At 62.6% G+C, this 16680-nt stretch carries 15 protein-coding genes; 6 read left to right on the top strand and 9 right to left on the bottom strand.

Going from position 1 to position 16680, the window contains the following annotated elements; genetic code table 11:
• Nucleotides 1-27 precede the first annotated feature (27 nt).
• A complete protein-coding gene (locus ACLRGI_RS00705; RefSeq protein WP_419199814.1) occupies nucleotides 28-786 on the bottom strand; it encodes a hypothetical protein in 759 nt (252 codons plus the stop codon).
• 56 nt (nucleotides 787-842) lie between these two features.
• On the opposite strand from ACLRGI_RS00705, the gene ACLRGI_RS00700 reads away from it, so the two are divergent.
• Nucleotides 843-1340, top strand: coding sequence for an 8-oxo-dGTP diphosphatase (locus ACLRGI_RS00700; RefSeq protein WP_419199813.1), 498 nt, complete (start codon nucleotides 843-845; stop codon nucleotides 1338-1340).
• A 78-nt stretch (nucleotides 1341-1418) separates the two neighbouring features.
• Here ACLRGI_RS00700 and ACLRGI_RS00695 read toward each other — a convergent pair whose 3' ends face one another.
• The 8 genes from ACLRGI_RS00695 to ACLRGI_RS00660 all read right to left on the bottom strand — a co-directional run bounded on the left by ACLRGI_RS00695 (nucleotide 1419) and on the right by ACLRGI_RS00660 (nucleotide 11086).
• Nucleotides 1419-2558, bottom strand: a complete 1140-nt coding sequence (locus ACLRGI_RS00695; RefSeq protein WP_419199812.1) for a bifunctional 2-methylcitrate synthase/citrate synthase — start codon at nucleotides 2556-2558, stop codon at nucleotides 1419-1421.
• Between the two features lie 76 nt (nucleotides 2559-2634).
• Nucleotides 2635-3540 (bottom strand): methylisocitrate lyase, encoded by a 906-nt coding sequence (prpB, locus tag ACLRGI_RS00690; RefSeq protein WP_419199811.1) that lies wholly within the window; start codon nucleotides 3538-3540, stop codon nucleotides 2635-2637.
• Nucleotides 3541-5061, bottom strand: coding sequence for an MmgE/PrpD family protein (locus ACLRGI_RS00685; RefSeq protein WP_419199810.1), 1521 nt, complete (start codon nucleotides 5059-5061; stop codon nucleotides 3541-3543).
• A 10-nt stretch (nucleotides 5062-5071) separates the two neighbouring features.
• Entirely contained in the window at nucleotides 5072-5728 is a 657-nt protein-coding gene (locus tag ACLRGI_RS00680) for a GntR family transcriptional regulator (protein ID WP_419199809.1), read from the bottom strand.
• 69 nt (nucleotides 5729-5797) lie between these two features.
• Entirely contained in the window at nucleotides 5798-6883 is a 1086-nt protein-coding gene (locus tag ACLRGI_RS00675; RefSeq protein WP_419199808.1) for a class I SAM-dependent methyltransferase, read from the bottom strand.
• Nucleotides 6884-7019: 136 nt separating this feature from the next.
• Nucleotides 7020-8672 (bottom strand): LuxR C-terminal-related transcriptional regulator, encoded by a 1653-nt coding sequence (locus tag ACLRGI_RS00670; RefSeq protein ID WP_419199807.1) that lies wholly within the window; start codon nucleotides 8670-8672, stop codon nucleotides 7020-7022.
• A 57-nt stretch (nucleotides 8673-8729) separates the two neighbouring features.
• A complete protein-coding gene (locus ACLRGI_RS00665) occupies nucleotides 8730-9443 on the bottom strand; it encodes a response regulator (RefSeq protein ID WP_419199806.1) in 714 nt (237 codons plus the stop codon).
• The gene (locus tag ACLRGI_RS00660) at nucleotides 9440-11086 is read right to left on the bottom strand and encodes a sensor histidine kinase (protein ID WP_419199805.1); all 1647 of its coding nucleotides are present in this window, start codon (nucleotides 11084-11086) and stop codon (nucleotides 9440-9442) included. The genes ACLRGI_RS00665 and ACLRGI_RS00660 overlap by 4 nt, the downstream gene beginning before the upstream one ends.
• Before the next feature lie 139 nt (nucleotides 11087-11225).
• On the opposite strand from ACLRGI_RS00660, the gene ACLRGI_RS00655 reads away from it, so the two are divergent.
• The 5 genes from ACLRGI_RS00655 (at nucleotide 11226) to ACLRGI_RS00635 (ending at nucleotide 16680) form a co-directional block, all read left to right on the top strand.
• The gene (locus ACLRGI_RS00655) at nucleotides 11226-12572 is read left to right on the top strand and encodes a cation:dicarboxylate symporter family transporter (protein ID WP_419199804.1); all 1347 of its coding nucleotides are present in this window, start codon (nucleotides 11226-11228) and stop codon (nucleotides 12570-12572) included.
• 254 nt (nucleotides 12573-12826) lie between these two features.
• The gene (locus ACLRGI_RS00650) at nucleotides 12827-13726 is read left to right on the top strand and encodes a ParA family protein (RefSeq protein ID WP_419199803.1); all 900 of its coding nucleotides are present in this window, start codon (nucleotides 12827-12829) and stop codon (nucleotides 13724-13726) included.
• A 6-nt stretch (nucleotides 13727-13732) separates the two neighbouring features.
• Nucleotides 13733-14668, top strand: a complete 936-nt coding sequence (locus ACLRGI_RS00645; protein ID WP_419199802.1) for a segregation and condensation protein A — start codon at nucleotides 13733-13735, stop codon at nucleotides 14666-14668.
• Entirely contained in the window at nucleotides 14652-15314 is a 663-nt protein-coding gene (scpB, locus tag ACLRGI_RS00640) for an SMC-Scp complex subunit ScpB (protein ID WP_419199826.1), read from the top strand. The genes ACLRGI_RS00645 and scpB overlap by 17 nt, the downstream gene beginning before the upstream one ends.
• 151 nt (nucleotides 15315-15465) lie before the next feature.
• Nucleotides 15466-16680 (top strand): pseudouridine synthase, encoded by a 1215-nt coding sequence (locus tag ACLRGI_RS00635; protein ID WP_419199801.1) that lies wholly within the window; start codon nucleotides 15466-15468, stop codon nucleotides 16678-16680.

Raw genomic sequence — 16680 nt, 5'->3', positions numbered from 1 at the left:
GATAGGCGGGCGTGGTTATCGGCCAGGCTACTCGAGCACGTTCAGCGTCAGCTCTACGGCGTCGACGAACAATGCCAGCAGCGATGTCCCCAAGCCGGCTACGAGCAAGAGGCCGGGGTGTGCCAGCCCCACCACCACGCGCTTGAGTCGCGGGCGTCCGCGCAGGAATTTTTTGGGTACCCGCGTCTTTAGTGGTATCTGACGCCAGCCCCGTAACCGCCGCAAGAACCAGGCGCAGCGGACAATGAAGGCCATCCACAGGACGGAGAGCACCAGTGGAACTGCGGCCAGCATGAGGTTGAAACCCAATGCCGTGACTTCCTTTTCGGAATCTCCGATCACGGACTGGACCGTGGTGGAGATCGACGCACTCATCACCACAGAAGCTGCCCAAACCATGAATGCTGCCACCAGCGCGAGGAAGCGGACGAAGAAGTGGCCGAGGACTGTTGCGTTGACGGCCCTGAGGTGGCTTCGCGGCGTTGCATGCAGGACCACCAGCGTGGAGACCAAGGTGGGCAGTGCGGCCATGAGGACCAGCAGGTACCAGGTCCATCCGGCCAGGTCCATCACTTCGTCCAAAACGATCAGCGCTGCCCAGGCAACAGTCCAGGCCCAGCCTGCATGGAGCGGGTGTGCCACGAGCCACCGGGGCAACCAGGCGTCCCGTTCAGGTTTGGCTTTGGGGACTGTTTCGGCTGTACCGGGACCGTCATTGGGCGGCTGTTCTCCAGCACCCTCGACGGCTGCCACCGGGGCTCGCCCGTCACCCCCACCTTCAGTCATGGGCTCACTGTAGCAATGGCGGCAGCAGCAGGGGAGATCAGGTTAAGGTAGGCAGCATGACTGCAGCCCATGTGACCCTGTGCTTCCTCCTCCGCGACGGCGCGGACGGTGAACACGTCCTGCTCGGCACCAAGAAGACTGGTTTCGGTCGGGGCAAGGTGGTGGGTGTCGGCGGGCACGTTGAGCTGGGGGAGACCGCCTCGCAGGCTGCCTGCCGTGAGGTCATGGAAGAGATCAACGTGGTGGTCCATGCGAAGGACCTGATCCCGGCCGGCTCTGTGGACTTTGTGTTTCCGGCCAGGCCGGAGTGGAATATGGCCACCACCGTTTTCCTTACCCGGGAATGGGAGGGGGAACCGTCCGAAAGCGATGAGATCGCACCGGCGTGGTTCCCCGTGGCGCAACTTCCCGTGGAACGGATGTGGGCTGACGCGGAGCACTGGTTGCCGGCCATGATCTCGGGGCAGCGCATTGCCGTGCGGGTGGCGTTGGCGGCAGATAACGAGAACGTGGCGGATGTCCACACCGTCGATTGGGTGGAGCCGCTGCCGTAGCCAATGAGGTACGACGCCGGGCCAGTCACCTTACGGTGACCGGCCCGGCGTCGTACATTCACTGCATAACAGTGAGCGTTAGGGGACGTGCCGTTCTTCGGGTCCGTTGTATTCGCTCAGGGGGCGGATGAGGGAGTTGGAGGCTACCTGTTCCATGATGTGGGCGGTCCAGCCGGTGATGCGGCTGGCGACGAACAGCGGTGTGAAGGTTTGGGTGTCGAAGCCCATGAGGTGGTAGGTGGGGCCGGCGGGGTAGTCGAGGTTGGGTTTGATGGCTTTGGCCTCGTCCATGGCCTGCTCGAGTCCGTTGTAGAGTCCCAGGAGTTCGGGCCGGCCGTAGTGGGCGATCATCTTGTCCAGGGCGGCTTTCATGGTGGGCACGCGGGAGTCGCCGTGCTTGTAGACGCGGTGTCCGAAGCCCATGACCTTCTTCTTTTGGGCCAGTGCGTCTTCCATCCAGGCGCGGGCACGGGTGGCCGCTTCTTCGAGGGATTCTTCGCTGCGGATGCCGATCTCGTCGAAGGTGTGCATGACGGCCTCGTTGGCGCCGCCGTGCAGCGGGCCCTTGAGGGCACCGATGGCGGCGGTCACGGCGGAGTGCAGGTCCGAGAGGGTGGAGGTGACCACGCGGGCGGTGAAGGTGGAGGCGTTGAAGGAGTGCTCGGCGTACAGGATCATCGAGACGTTGAAGGCTTCCACCACTTCGGGGACCTGTTCTTCGCCGAAGGTCATCCAGAGGAAGTTCGCTGAGTAGTCCAGGTCCTCGCGGGCTTCAACGGGTTCATGGCCGCGGCGGCGGCGCTGGTCGTAGGCCACCACCGCGGGCATCGCCGCCCAGAGATCGATTGCCTTCTTCATGTTCGCCTCGGCTGAGGAGTCCTCGGCCAGTTCGTGCCGGGCGCCGAGCACGGATGCTGCCGTGCGGCAGACGTCCATGGGGTGGGCGGTGGTGGGCAAGGCGTCCACGACCGTTTTGACCACAGGGTCCAGGGCGCGGCCTGCGCGTTCCCTGGCAGTGAACTCTGCGAGCTGGGTTTCGTTGGGCAGTTCGCCATTCCACAGCAGGAAAGCGACTTCTTCGAAGCTGCACTTGGCGGCCAGTTCCTGGACCGGGTACCCACGGTAGAGCAGCGAGTTGGTGTCCGGGTTGACCTTTGAAACCGCGGTGTAGTCCACCACGACGCCGGCAAGGCCCTTTTTGATGTCTTCAGCTACCACGCTGAACTCCTTCGTTCATAGAGCAGGCGCGCCGGGTGTTCCGGAATGCCTGCGTTCCCCTTGATGAATCCGGAACCTAGCGGACGCCAGGAACCTGGAAGTTGAATACGCCGGTATCGAATTGGTTGTATGCCTCGTAGTCGACGAGTTCGTAGAGGCGCGCACGAGTGAGCATGTTTTCCACGTGCGCTTCCTGGGTCCCCGCAGCCTTGATCGATTCCAGAGTACGCTCTGCAGCGCCCATGGCAATGCGGAGGAGGGTGACGGGGTAGATGACCATGTTCACGCCGACGCTTTGGAGTTGCTCGACGGTGAAGAGCTCGCTTTTGCCGAACTCAGTCATGTTGGCCAGGATGGGCACGTCCACGGCGTCGCGGATGGCCTGGAACTCGTCCAGGTCGGCCATGGCTTCGGGGAAGATCGCGTCCGCACCGGCATCCACCAGCGCTTTGGCGCGGTCCTGTGCGGCCTGGATTCCGTCGACGGCGCGGATGTCGGTCCGGGCCATGATGAGGAAGTTCGGGTCACGTCGGGCATCTGCTGCGGCGCGGATGCGTTTGGTGGCGGTGTCGATGTCCACCACGTTCTTGCCGTCCAGGTGACCGCAGCGTTTGGGGTTGAACTGATCCTCGATGTGGCAGCCGGCCAGGCCGGCGTTTTCGAGTTCCTGGATGGTGCGGGCCACGTTCATTGGTTCACCGAAGCCGGTGTCTGCGTCCACCAGCGAGGGCAGGTCCGTCATGCGGGCGATCTGCCCGGCACGGGTCGCAACCTCCGTCAGGGTGGTCAGGCCAATGTCCGGCAGGCCGAGGTCGTTGGCCAGGACCGCGCCGGAGATATAAACCCCGGCGAAGCCCTTCTCCTCGATCAGCCGTGCCGAGAGCGGGTTGAATGCTCCCGGAAACTGCTGCACAGTCCCTGAAGACAGCAGCTCCCGCAGCTTCACCCGCTTCTGCTCGGGTGTGACTTTGGAGTACAGCATTTAGAACAGTCCCTTCGGAGCTGCCGCGAGGTCGATCACGCCGGGCGCTGCGGTGATGTTCAGCTGGCCCAGTTCCCCGGCACCGAGTTCGGTGACGCGTTGGACGGCGGTGAGGAACCTTTCGATTTCAGCGTCCTCCACCACACCGGCAGCAAGGGTGCGGAACTTGTTGATGTATTGCTCGCGGGCGAACGGCCGGGCACCGAGCGGGTGTGCGTCGGCCACGGCGATCTGATCGGTAATGACGGTGCCGTCGGTGAGGGTGATTTCCACGGACCCGCCGAAGGCCTTCTCCGCGATGTCCAACGAGTGGTACCGGCGGGTCCATTCCGGGTCTTCCACGGTGGTGACCTTCTGCCACAGGTCCACGGTGTCCGGACGGGCGGCACGCTCGGGGGCGTAGGAATCCACGTGGTGCCAGGCACCGTCCTGCAACGCGACGGTGAAAATGTACGGGATGGAGTGATCCAGGGTCTCGCGGGACGCGGTCGGGGAGTACTTCTGGGGGTCGTTCGCGCCCGAACCGATCACGTAATGGGTGTGGTGGCTGGTCCTGATCAGCACCGAGGCGACGTTGGCCGGGTCCGTGGTTTCCGGGTGCTCACGGTGGAGTTTGCGGGCCAGGTCAATCCAGGCCTGGGCCTGGTACTCGGCGGAGTGTTCCTTGGTGTACGTGTCCAGGATCGCGCGCTTGGCCTCCCCGGGCAGCGGTAACGGCACCTCGTAGGAGGCGTCCGGGCCATCCAGCATCCACGCGATCACACCATCTTCACCTTCATAAATCGGCACCGGGGACGTCTGACCACGCATGGAACGGTCCACCGCTTCGACGGCCATCTTGCCCGCGAAGGCCGGGGCGTGGGCCTTCCACGTGGAGATTTCACCCTTACGGGACTGCCGGGTCGCGGTGGTGGTGTGCAGGGCCTGACCCACGGACTGGAAAATCGTCTCAACATCCAAACCCAACAACGTACCGATACCGGCAGCGGCGGACGGGCCGAGATGCGCCACGTGATCGATCTTGTGCTTATGCAGGCAGATGGCCTTGACCAGGTTCACCTGGATCTCATAGCCGGTAGCGATCGCACGGACCAGATCCGCGCCGTTGGAACCCACATGCTGGGCAACAGCCAGGATCGGCGGGATGTTGTCTCCCGGGTGGGAGTAATCCGCGGCCAGGAACGTGTCATGGTAATCCAGTTCGCGCACGGCCACACCGTTCGCCCACGCAGCCCACTCCGGCGAAACCTGCCCGGTGATGCCGAACACCGCGGCACCCTTGCCGTTAGCCGAGGGTGCGTGGGTCAGGGCCTGCGCGCGGGCTGCGACGATCGGTGCCCGGTTCAACGACGCGATCGCCACCGAGGCGTTATCGATAATGCGGTTGATCACCATGTCAGTGACCTCGGGCGACACTTCGACGGGGTCAGCGGCGACCACAGCGATCTTATGCGCCAACTGCTCCTCGCGGGGCAGGTTTTCTTCGCTCTTGTAGACGCGGACGTGATGGTTCTTGACCATGGTGCTCCTTCTAGGCAGGGTGTTTTAGGGCAGTAGCGTGGGTGGTTTTGACGTGGCTGAGGCTGCGATGGAGATGGACTGTGGTGGCGGCCTCGGCCAGACGCGGATTGCACGCGGCGATGGCCTCGGCAATCGCCGCGTGCTCGGCAGCGGCTGCATGGAGTCGGGCAGAGTCGTCGGCTGCAAGCCGGCGGACCCGGACCAAATGGACCCGCAGGCCCCGCATGGCATTGGCCAGGTAAGAGTTGGAGACCGCGGCATCGATGGCATCGTCCAGGCGACTCACCAAGGCGTAGTACTCATGCCGGGCGGGGTCGTCGTCACTGAGCAGTTCAGGGGCCAGCAACAGTTGTCCGTGCAACTCTTTGAAGACATCCGCTTCCCCGCGCTGGGCAGCCAAGGCGGCGGCCCGCACTTCAAGGGTTTCGCGTAACTCGAACAGTTCGTCGATGCTCTCCAGCGAAATATCGGTCACGACGACGCCGCGGCCACCTGCCGCCGTCGTCAATCCCTCAGCGGTGAGGCGGCTCAACGCCTCCCGGACCGGCGTCCTGGACACTCCAAGCCGTTCGGACTGTTCCACTTCCGCAAGGACGGTGCCCGGCCGCAGACGCCATTCAATGATGTCTTCACGAAGGGCTGTGTAAGCCCGATCACTGGCACGCATACCCTCAGTGTATACATAGCTCGGGTCAACCGAGGGCTTGTCCGGAAAAATAGCGTAGTTTGTATACATTCAAACTTTTGCGATGAAGTAAGCATTGAATGGGTCTTCCTCCACTTCTTTCACCTCCACCGTGCGGAAACCCGCCTGCCGGAGCATGTCCGTGGCCCGTTCCCTGCCCCATACCGTGCCCAGGCCATCGCCTCCTTGCCCCAGGGAAACAGCCATGCAGTGGAAGGTAGAGATGGTGTACAGGAAGGCCGCCCACGGGAGCTGCACGTTCTCCTCCAACCGGCTTGAAGCGTTGATGTCCACCATGAGGAAAGTTCCGTCCGGCCTGAGCGCGGTACGGATGTTCTTCAGGACCATAGCCGGGTGTGCTTGGTCGTGGATAGCGTCGAACGCTGTCACCAGGTCAAAAGCTTCCACAATGTCCAGGCGGCTTGCATCCTGGAGCTCGAAGCGGACATTCGACAATCCGAGCGCCAAGGCCTCGGCGGTGGCAGTTGCCAAGGCCTCGGCGGAGAAGTCGTAGCCGGTAAAGGTGCTGGCAGGGAAAGTCGCTCCCAGCAAATTCAGGGCGTGGCCCTCGCCGCATCCGATGTCGGCCACAGGGATGCCGCTGCCCAGTGCCTCAACACATCCTGTCAGGGGAAGGATCGCCTCCACGAGTGACGCATCGTTTACTGCGGCGCTTTCGGAAGCCATGAGGTGATGGAAGCGCGGGTAATCCTCGTAGCTTGTTCCGCCGCCCGCCCGGAACGAGTGGACGATCTTCGGGGCAACCTCACTCATCAGCGGAACATACTGCAATGTGCGAGCCAGGTTTTCGGTGCCTGCACCCGTAAGGACAGGAACAAATTCCGGACGCAGGAGATACGTTCCCTCGACCGGTTGGTAGTCCACGAAGCCGGCCGTGGTCATGCCACCCAACCATTCCCTGACATAGCGCTCATTAAGGCCGGCCGCATCGGCAATAAGGACACTCGGGGCTGCAGGGAGGGCCGAGAGTGTCTCGAAAAGGCCGGTTTGGTGGCCTACGCTCACCAAGAGTGCGATCGAAGAATCGTTCAAAATTCCGATCAAACGACCCGTGGCTTGTTGGACGGCTTCCGCCGCCTTGGATGCTTCCCGTTGCTCGGCCTGGGTGCTGTTCATTGCTTGTCCTTGCTGGTTCGGGGGTCGGCCTGCCCGGCCCGTTGTCCGCACCTTCAAGGTATGGTCGCGGAGCTGGTCGCCGCGTCGGGGGAATCCTGCATCTTTGGCGGGTTCCATGGGCAAAAACATGCAGGACTCAAGCCCGTGGATCCTCTGATATTCCATGATGACGCGCCCAAGCGGCCGCAGCGGTCCTGGAGCTGACGCCGATCTTGGTAAAGATATTCGCCAGGTGACGGCCGGCCGTTTTTTCAGAGATGGTGAGGGTATGAGCTATTTGCCTGTTGCTTGAGCCGGACAGCACGCAGCCGAGCACTTCAATTTCCCTGGCCGTCAGCCCCTCCCGCTCATGGTCGGCAGTCCCCAAGGATAACGGGGCCGCGCCAAGCCTGGCACGGATCGCTGCAGCGGTGGCGCGCTCGGCATCGGCCGCGGCGGTCTCGCCAAGCGCTGCCCGGATGGATGACATCCGCTCATGGATTCGTGCCAGTTCGTAGCGAAGATGCTGGGAACGGTAACCCTGTGCCGCCGCTTCGAACTCCCGCAGTGACTGGAGCCAGAGACCATGGGCCATCAACAAAGTGCCCCTGGCGTGATGTGCCCAGGAAAGCAATCCCACCGTCCCGTAGTATGCAGCAGTTCCTTCCAGCTCGCTGCAATACACCTCGGCACTGTCAGTATCCATGGGAGCAAGCAACTCCACGATCGGCAGCAGCAACCACGCCCGGCCCAGGAGCCCTCGGTCTGCCAACGCAGCGCGGAGATCAGTGAGTGCTTCCTCGTTCTTACCGGCATCAGCAAGCAGCAGGGCCGAGCCCGGCTGGGCATCAGTGCCAAGTGCAGTCGCCATGGCGTACGCTGCCGCGGCGCCGGACCGGTTTCCTTGGCGTCGTCGAATATCGCCCAGTTCACAGAAGCAGTCGGCCGCGATCCAAGCATGGGCATTCCGAAGACGCTCGCCGAGGTGCGACAGTTCCTCTTCCGCCTGTTTCCAGCCACCTTCGGCACTGATCAGCTGCAGTTCGTGGACCCTTACGATCCCCGAGTACATGAAGGACGTGGACAGTCCGGCGCACCAGGCAGCCAAGGCGTCCGTCCACCACCTCATGCGCGAATAGTCGGCCAGTTCGTAACAGAGGTGGATGACCGAGCAGTAGATGTCGCCGCCCCACTCTGCCGAAACCTGGCCGGCCATCACGGGAAGCAGGGCTTGATCCAGGTCCGCGAAACCCCGCGTCGTCTCGCCCCTGCGAACGGCAGCGAGGCCGGATAACATGAACGCGAAGCTCTCCAATTCCGGGGCTTTCTGCCGACGGTTCATGGCCCTCAGTTGAAGGGCGGCGTCATAGGCCGAATCGGCGTCACCTTCGAGGTAGATTGCGTCGTTACCCTCCAGATACAGCAGATATCCGTGTTCCGGAGCTTCAGGAAGCCCGTCCAACAGCCGACGAGCCCTGTTCATCCATGCCGAGGACACGGCGATGTTCCCGCGGACACCCCATTGCAAGGACAACGTGAGGGCAGACTTAGCGGCGGCCCGGAACTGTTCATCGGCGACCAAGCGGTGAAAGACTTCCTCGGACAGTGCCATGGAACCTTGGACGTCGCCGAGCCACCACTTGGAGCGCGCCAGGATCTCCAGGTCTTCCAAGCTCAGTGGGGATTCCTCGCCGACACGTTCCATGGTTCGACACGCAGTATCCCAGTCACCGCGGGTAAACGCCTCGCGGGCTTCCGTGAGCGTGGCTTGCGCTGATGTTTCCGGTTTTCGGAGCGGCTGTGCGGACATGGACTCTCCATGGGTCGCCACCAGCTTACTGCCGAGGCACAGGGAACGGGAGGACTCCTACGCCCTGTTCCAGCCGTACTCGTTTTCCGGCCGGCCAGGGGTGCCGTACCGGGGCGCCCGGGTGACTGTTCCGGCGTCGGCAAGATATTCCAAGTACCGGCGGGCGGTGACACGGGACATGCCCAGCGCGTCCATGACCTCACTGGCGGACACCGGCTGCTGCCCAGCCCTCACCAGGTCCTTCACTGATTCCAGCGTTGAGCCGGAGAGTCCCTTGGGCAGCGGCAGTTCGGTGGGGGCGCGGAGACTCGCGAACGCCTGGTCCACGTCACTCTGCGAGGCCCCGGCTTTGGAAATACCGGACATCGATCCCGCCAGTTGCTCGCGGAACGTCCGATAGCTTCTGAGCTTGTCGGCAAAGGTGGCGTAGGTGAAAGGCTTGATGAGGTACTGGACGACGCCGATGGACACGGCGCTGCGCACAATGTTCAGTTCCCGGACGGCAGTGATGGCGATGATGTCAGCGAAGACTCCTGCGGAACGCATCCGGCGGGCGACGTCCAGGCCGTGAAGATCCGGCAGGTTCATGTCCAGCAGGACGAGGTCCACGGGCGATTCGGATGCCGCAAATTCGCCCAGGATCCGCAAGGCCGACTGGCCGTCCGGCGCCGTCCCTACCAACGTGAAACCGTCCAGGCGGCCAACATAGACCGAGTGGGCGTCCGAAGCTATGGGCTCGTCCTCCACCACCAGGACACGGATCTCTGTCATGCCTTCTCTTCCTCGGGAACAGGCGCGGGGAGCAGAACATGGAACTGCGCTCCGCCGGGATTGCTGATGGTCATCGTACCGTTGAGACGCTCCACAGCCTGACGCACCAGGGCCAGGCCTACACCCCTGCCATGGGCACCACGCGGGTTTCCTTCCGGAGACTTCGTGCTGAATCCGTACTGCAGGACGTCATCGATGGAGTCCGGATCGATGCCCCTACCCGAGTCCCGCACGGTGAATTCGACGGCGGATGGCCCGGCTTCGACGTTCAACTCCACCTTCCTGGGGAAGTCGCCTGCAGCTGCAGCATCAATCGCGTTGTCCAGCAGATTCCCGAGAATGGTCACCAGGTCCTGAATCTCCAGGCCACGGACACCGGAGCTTCCTGCGGTCCGGACCTCCAGTTCCACCCCGCGTTCGTGGGCTTCCGCGGCCTTGCCCATCACCAGCGCACTCATGACGGGCTCGTCCACGGAGGCCACCATGTCATCTGTTAGCTGCTGGCTGAGTTCAAGGTCCTTCGTGGCAAAGTCCAAGGCCTGGGGCGTGCGGCCCAACTCCAGCAGGGAAACGATCATGTGGAGCCGGTTTGCGTGCTCATGTGTCTGGGCCCGCAGGGCATCCGAAAGTGTCTTCATCGTCTGGAGTTCCGTACCCATGGACTCGATCTCGGTACGGTCGCGGATGGTGGCCACCGTGCCATAGACGGCGGGTTTCTGCCGGCTTCGCTCAGGCACCGGCCCTACTGCGGGAGCTTGGTTGACTACCAGGATCCGGGAACCGGTCAGGTGGATTTCGTCGTGTGCCGGCCTGCCGGATTCGAACAGCGCCCGCAGGCTGCCGTCGAAAGGAAGATCAGCAAGTTTCGGGGCCTCGTCAGGTGACCGGTCGGCGTCGGAGGGCTCCAGTCCCAGCAGCTCTGCGGCTTGGTCGTTATACATCACCGCTTTGCCGCGAGTGTCAATCAGGATCACGCCTTCGCGGACGGAGTGGAGAACGGACTCGTAGTACGCGAACAGTTGTGCAAGTTGCTCGGGCCCCCAGCCGCGGGTAACCGATCGAAGGTATCGTCCAAGCAACCACGAGGCGAAGGAACCGAAGACCAGCACCACCAAGGCAATTCCGCCAATAACTCCCAGCCGTTCGGCAACGTCCGTATCCACTGTGCGGACCGTAATGCCTGCAGCCACCAGGGCTTTGACGCTTCCGCCGGCGTCTTTGACGGGAGCGATGGTCCGGACCGAGGGACCCAAGGTTCCCGCAGTAACTTCGGTAAAGGTTTCGCCACCGAGCGCCGGCTCGATCGTCCCGATGTAGGGTTTGCCCAGTTCCTCGGTCCGGGGGTGGGTCCAGCGTGTCCTGTCAGGGGCCATGATGGTGATGAAATCGGCGTCGGCGTCGTCCATGACTTCCCGCGCATAGGGCTGGAGGGTGGCTGACGGATTGGCTGTTGAAGCAGCCTCCAGCACAAGAGGATTGTTGGCCAGGGACGTGGCGATCGCCTGCATCCTCCCGCCGGCCTCGTCGTAAGCCCTGTCCCTGGCTTCCACCACTGAGAACGCGCCGAAGACCGCCGTCAGCACCAGGACGAACAACAGGTTCGCCACGAACAAGCGGCGGGCGATGCTCCAGCTGTGAAACACGTGGGCCTCCCATGACCAATATGACCGCAACGGTGATGTGTGTCACCAGCGGCTCAATGATGGATATCACACAAGGGCAGCGGATTGGACATCAGTGCAGGACCGCGGCGCCTTACACAGTATCCAGAAGGAGAATCCCATGACCTCTCAACGAGGAGAGTCGGCAGTAGCCGCCAAAGGTGGACGCAAGGGGCTCGACAAGTCGCATTACCTGTACATTGCGGTCATTCTGGCCGTAGTGCTCGGCGCCGTGGTGGGCCTGATGTTCCCCGAGGTCGGCAAGTCCCTCAAGCCGCTCGGTGACGGCTTCATCAAGCTCATCAAGATGATGATTGCCCCGGTTATTTTCTGCACCATCGTCCTGGGCATCGGCTCCATTGCCAAAGCCGCGACGGTTGGCAAGGTCGGAGGCCTGGCTCTGGGCTACTTCGTGGCAATGTCCACGTTTGCACTCGCCATCGGCCTTGTGGTCGGCAACCTGATCCACCCGGGTGAGGGTCTCAAACTGACCCCGTACGATCCCACCAAGAAGGCCGATAGCAACAGCACCGTGGACTTCCTGCTCGGAATCATCCCGGGCGACATCCCGGTCCTGCCCACCCTCCTGGCTGCCATCCTTGTTGGTTTCGCACTGCAGAAGATGGGAAAGCAGGGTGCCCCCATCCTCACCGCCATCGGTCACGGACAGCGCCTTGTGTTCCGTATTCTCATCATGATCATGTGGCTGGCGCCGGTTGGCGCGTTCGGTGCCATTGCTGCCGTCGTTGGTGCCACCGGCGCACAGGCCATCCTCAGCATGTTCACGCTGATGCTTGCCTTCTACGTAACCTGTGCCTTGTTCATCGTGGTCATCCTCGGTACGCTGCTCCGCGCAGTAGCTGGAGTAAACATCTTCAAGCTCATGAAGTACTTGGCCCGCGAGTACCTCCTGATCTTCTCCACCTCTTCCTCGGAGGCAGCCCTGCCCCGCCTGATCGCCAAGATGGAGCACCTGGGTGTCTCCAAGCCGGTTGTTGGTGTCACGGTTCCCACCGGTTACTCCTTCAACCTTGATGGCACAGCGATCTACTTGACCATGGCATCGCTGTTCGTAGCCAACGCCATGGGTACGCCGTTGGATCTCGGTGCTCAGGTTTCCCTGCTGGTGTTCATGATCATCGCCTCCAAGGGTGCAGCAGGCGTCACTGGTGCCGGACTGGCAACCCTTGCCGCCGGCCTCCAGGCACACAAGCCGGAGCTCCTGGGCGGTGTGGGCATGATCGTCGGAATCGACCGCTTCATGTCCGAGGCCCGTGCATTGACCAACTTCACCGGCAACGCAGTTGCCACGGTCCTGATCGGCACCTGGGTGAAGGAAATCGACAATGGCCAGGTAGAGCGCGTCCTTTCCGGCAGCGAGCCCTTCGATGAGCAGACCATGATCGCCCACGGGGGCGATGAAGAGCCTGCACCGGAGGCCGAAAACCGCGAGAAGGCCGTGGTCTAACAGCACCGGCACCTACGCAGGCAAAGTTCCACGAAGACCGGCACCCCATCGGGTGCCGGTCTTCGCTGTTCCGCCTTGCAACAGCGGCCGAGCTCTAAACCTTCGACCTCAACCAGAGGGTCAAGGCTCAAGAATCGGCCAAAGTCAAGTTCCCCGAATAACCGTGTCGGGCGCTGTAGCCTAAAGGAGTAGCAGCGCTGTCGCCTTAGGGTGCAGCGGCAGGGAAGATCGTCGTCGAAAGAGTGGTTAGATACGTGAGCATCGAACGGGGAACAGCTACGCTGGAAGGCACCGAGCTCGATCTGGAAGACGCCATCATGGGGCCCACGGGCCGTCCTTACCGCGAATTCCCGGAACCTGCTCCGCTGGCCTCCCACGGCCCGGCGAGAGTCATCGCCATGGTCAACCAAAAGGGCGGCGTGGGTAAAACCACGTCCACCATCAATCTGGCGGCTGCGCTCGCCGAGTTCGGCAGACGCGTCCTGTTGGTGGACTTTGACCCCCAAGGTGCGCTCTCCGCAGGCCTCGGTGCAAACCCGCACGAGCTGGACCTCACCGTCTACAACGTCCTGATGGACCGCAAGGTGAACATCCGCGACGCCATCCAGCAGACCGGCGTTGAGAACGTTGACCTCCTGCCCGCCAATATCGACCTCTCCGCCGCCGAAGTCCAGCTGGTCAACGAGGTAGCCCGTGAGCAGGTGCTGGACCGCGCCCTCAAGAGCGTCGAGGACGATTACGACGTCGTCTTGATCGATTGCCAGCCGTCGCTGGGACTGCTGACAGTGAATGCGCTGACTGCCGCCCACGGCGTGATCATTCCGTTGATCTGCGAGTTCTTCGCCTTGCGCGCCGTTGCCCTCCTGGTGGAGACCATCGAGAAAGTCCAGGACCGGTTGAATCCGCGCCTGCAGGTGGACGGCGTCCTGGCCACCATGTATGACGCCCGCACCCTCCACAGCCGGGAAGTCATCTCGCGCTTGGTGGAAGCGTTTGGGGACAAGGTTTTTGAGACCGTCATCAAGCGATCCATCAAGTTTGCAGATGCCACCGTGGCCGCCGAGCCCATCACCAGCTACGCCGGGAACCACATCGGCGCGGATGCTTACCGCCGCCTTGCCAAGGAACTGATCTCGCGCGGCGGCGCGCCCTAGCGGACGGTGGGACCGTCAATCGCCCCCACCGCGGAAGCGGACTTGTCCTCGCTGAAAGCGGAATCAGCCGCAGAAGTAGAAGTGCCCGACGCCGGTGCCTCCGAAGCCCGTAAGCCCGGGTTCGAGGTACGGCTGGCTAACTTCACGGGCCCCTTTGATCTTTTGCTCGGCCTCATTTCCAAGCACAAGCTGGATATCACCGAGGTGGCCTTGGCCACGGTCACTGATGAGTTCATCAAGTACATCAGGCGCCTCCAGGAGTTGGGGGAGGACTGGGCTCTGGATGAAGCCAGCGAGTTCCTGGTGATCGCGGCAACGCTCCTGGACTTGAAGGCCGCGCGCCTCCTGCCTGCCGGTGAAGTGGAAGATGCCGAGGACATTGCCCTGCTTGAAGCGAGGGACCTGCTGTTCGCCCGCCTTCTGCAGTACAAAGCCTTCAAGCAGATTGCGGGCATTCTGGGCGAAACCTTGGAAGAAGAAGCCCGGAGGTACCCCCGGCAGGTTGCCCTGGAAGGCCATTTCGCGGCGTTGCTTCCGGAGCTGGTGTGGCGGCACACTCCTGAGCAGTTCGCGGAACTTGCCGCCAAAGCACTCAAACCCAAGGAAACAGCGGCTGCCGAGGTCGGCTTGGACCACCTCCATGCTCCGCCGGTCAGTGTCAAGGAACAGGCCGAGATCATGGGTTACCGCCTGAAGCTCGGGGCGCCGCTGTCCTTCCAGGCGTTGATTGCCGATGCCGGGACTACTTTGGTGGTGGTGGCACGGTTCCTGGCCCTGCTGGAGATGTTCCGCGACCGCGTGGTTGCCTTCGAGCAGCCCGGGCCATTGGCAGTGCTGACGGTTCGGTGGACCGGCGATGACGCCGGCTGGGACAGTTCCAGCCTGAGCGAGGAGTATGAACCTGAAGCAGGAACTGAAAACGGGGATGGAACCGGTGAGTGAGCAGGAAGAGGTCGACGGCCTGGCAGCACTGGAAGCCCTGCCAGGCGGTGCACGGGCAGCGTTGGAAGCAGTCCTGATGGTCATCGATGAGCCTGCAACCTCTGAAGAGTTGGCTGCTGGACTCAACGTGACAGTCGCCGTCGTCGAGGATTTGCTGCAGAACCTGCAGCGGGAGTATAGCGGCTATACTGTTAAAGCCCCGGACGTGGATGCTGTCGGCTTTGCCGATGCCAGCACTGCACCCCGGGGTTTTGAATTGCGGAACGTTGCCGGCGGGTGGCGGATTTATTCACGGTCGGATTTCGCCGACATCGTGGGCAAATTTGTCCTCGAGGGGCAGACCACCAGGCTTACTCAAGCCGCGCTTGAGACCCTGGCGGTCATTGCTTACCGGCAACCGGTCTCAAGGGCCCGGGTGTCCGCCATTCGCGGCGTTAACGTAGATTCCGTGGTCCGGACTCTTACCCAAAGGGGTTTGATTGAGGACTCCGGAAACGATCCTGAATCGGGGGCTGTCCTTTACCGGACAACCTCGTACTTCCTGGAACGGATGGGCATGGGCTCGGTGGCTGAGTTGCCGCAGCTCTCGCCGCACCTTCCCGGGTTGGAAGGTATCGATGAATACTACGATGCCAGCCGGATGTAGGCACGGCCAACACCGGTACTGCAAGAGAACTTCATACTGATTCACGGCGCCATATCAAGGTGCACAGCGACAAGGGGCAGACGATGTCTGCCCGGCTGGCTAGTGTTGATTTCAACACCACTTGCCGGCCATTACTACACAAGGACGGGTCATGACACAGGCGGGACGCCAGAGTTCACCACGTAACGGTTCGGGACGAAACAGCTCCGGACGCAATGAGGCGAAGGGAAGCGGCACCGGCCGCTCCAATGCCGGCGGCTTCTCCGGCCGCGGCGGCAGCGCCGGCGCTGGAAAGCGCAACTTCACCCAGGGCGAGGGCCGCCCTTTCAAGGCGTCGAAGCCGCGCGAAGCGGCACCTTTCGATCCTGACAACCCCACAACAGCGGGCGATTTCGATCGCGGCCAGGCCGCCAGGCCCGCCAAGCCCTTCCGTAAGCCCGGCTCCAACAAGCCTGGCTTTGGCAAGGCGCCGGGCACTCCGGGAGCGATCAAGCCCAAGGCGAAGCCGGCAAGGCAGTACGGATCCAAGGCTTTCGGCAGCGAACGCTTCGGCCAGAACCTTGGTCCCATCCGGAAGCCGGCACGCAACCGCGGCCCGCGGCAGGAAGTTCCCCAGTCGGACCTGCACGATGCCGACGGGGTACGCCTGCAAAAGGTCATGGCTCAGGCAGGCGTTGCTTCACGCCGCGTGTGTGAAGAAATGATCCTCGAGGGACGCGTCGAGGTTGACGGCGTGGTGACCACCGAACTCGGTATGCGCGTGGACCCCACAGCCGCCGTAATTCATGTTGATGGCATCCGGATCCAGCTCGACGACACCCTCGTCTACATGGTCTTCAACAAGCCCAAGGGCGTCGTTTCCACCATGGAAGACCCCGAAGGCCGCCCCTGCATCAGCGACTTCCTCAAGAACAACAAGAACAAGGGCGAACGCCTGTTCCACGTCGGCCGCCTCGATGTCGCCACTGAGGGACTGCTGCTGCTGACGAACGACGGCGAACTCGCCAACCGCCTGACGCACCCTTCCTATGAGGTGCCCAAGACGTACCTGGTTCAGGTTCGTGGTCCGTTCCCGCAGGGCGTGGGCGCAAAGCTGAAGAATGGCGTGGAACTCGAAGACGGCGTCGCTGCAGTTGACTCCTTCCGCTTGGTGGATTCCACTCCGGGCCACGTCCTGATTGAGGTTGTCCTGCACTCGGGCAAGAACCGCATTGTGCGCCGCATGTTCGACGCCGTCGGTTTCCCGGTGGAGCGTCTTGTCCGCGTCAAGGTGGGTCCCATCGGCTTGGGCGACCAGCGCCAGGGCAGCATCCGCAACCTCGGCAGGCAGGAAGTCGGACACCTCCTGGCATCCGTGGGGCTCTAA

This window comes from Paenarthrobacter sp. PPS72 (genome assembly GCF_048537125.1).
Lineage (GTDB): Bacteria > Actinomycetota > Actinomycetes > Actinomycetales > Micrococcaceae > Arthrobacter > Arthrobacter nitroguajacolicus_E.
Note: the sequence above shows the minus strand (reverse complement) of the source record. Positions and strands in the feature narration are given on the sequence as shown.

What these genes read in the sequence shown, in the direction of transcription:
- ACLRGI_RS00705 (WP_419199814.1), bottom strand. Translation starts at nt 786, where the DNA reads ATGACTGAAGGTGGGGGTGACGGGCGAGCCCCGGTGGCAGCCGTCGAG.
- ACLRGI_RS00700 (WP_419199813.1), top strand. Translation starts at nt 843, where the DNA reads ATGACTGCAGCCCATGTGACCCTGTGCTTCCTCCTCCGCGACGGCGCG.
- prpB (WP_419199811.1), bottom strand. Translation starts at nt 3,540, where the DNA reads ATGCTGTACTCCAAAGTCACACCCGAGCAGAAGCGGGTGAAGCTGCGG.
- ACLRGI_RS00685 (WP_419199810.1), bottom strand. Translation starts at nt 5,061, where the DNA reads ATGGTCAAGAACCATCACGTCCGCGTCTACAAGAGCGAAGAAAACCTG.
- ACLRGI_RS00680 (WP_419199809.1), bottom strand. Translation starts at nt 5,728, where the DNA reads ATGCGTGCCAGTGATCGGGCTTACACAGCCCTTCGTGAAGACATCATT.
- ACLRGI_RS00675 (WP_419199808.1), bottom strand. Translation starts at nt 6,883, where the DNA reads ATGAACAGCACCCAGGCCGAGCAACGGGAAGCATCCAAGGCGGCGGAA.
- ACLRGI_RS00670 (WP_419199807.1), bottom strand. Translation starts at nt 8,672, where the DNA reads ATGTCCGCACAGCCGCTCCGAAAACCGGAAACATCAGCGCAAGCCACG.
- ACLRGI_RS00665 (WP_419199806.1), bottom strand. Translation starts at nt 9,443, where the DNA reads ATGACAGAGATCCGTGTCCTGGTGGTGGAGGACGAGCCCATAGCTTCG.
- ACLRGI_RS00655 (WP_419199804.1), top strand. Translation starts at nt 11,226, where the DNA reads ATGACCTCTCAACGAGGAGAGTCGGCAGTAGCCGCCAAAGGTGGACGC.
- scpB (WP_419199826.1), top strand. Translation starts at nt 14,652, where the DNA reads ATGGAACCGGTGAGTGAGCAGGAAGAGGTCGACGGCCTGGCAGCACTG.
- ACLRGI_RS00635 (WP_419199801.1), top strand. Translation starts at nt 15,466, where the DNA reads ATGACACAGGCGGGACGCCAGAGTTCACCACGTAACGGTTCGGGACGA.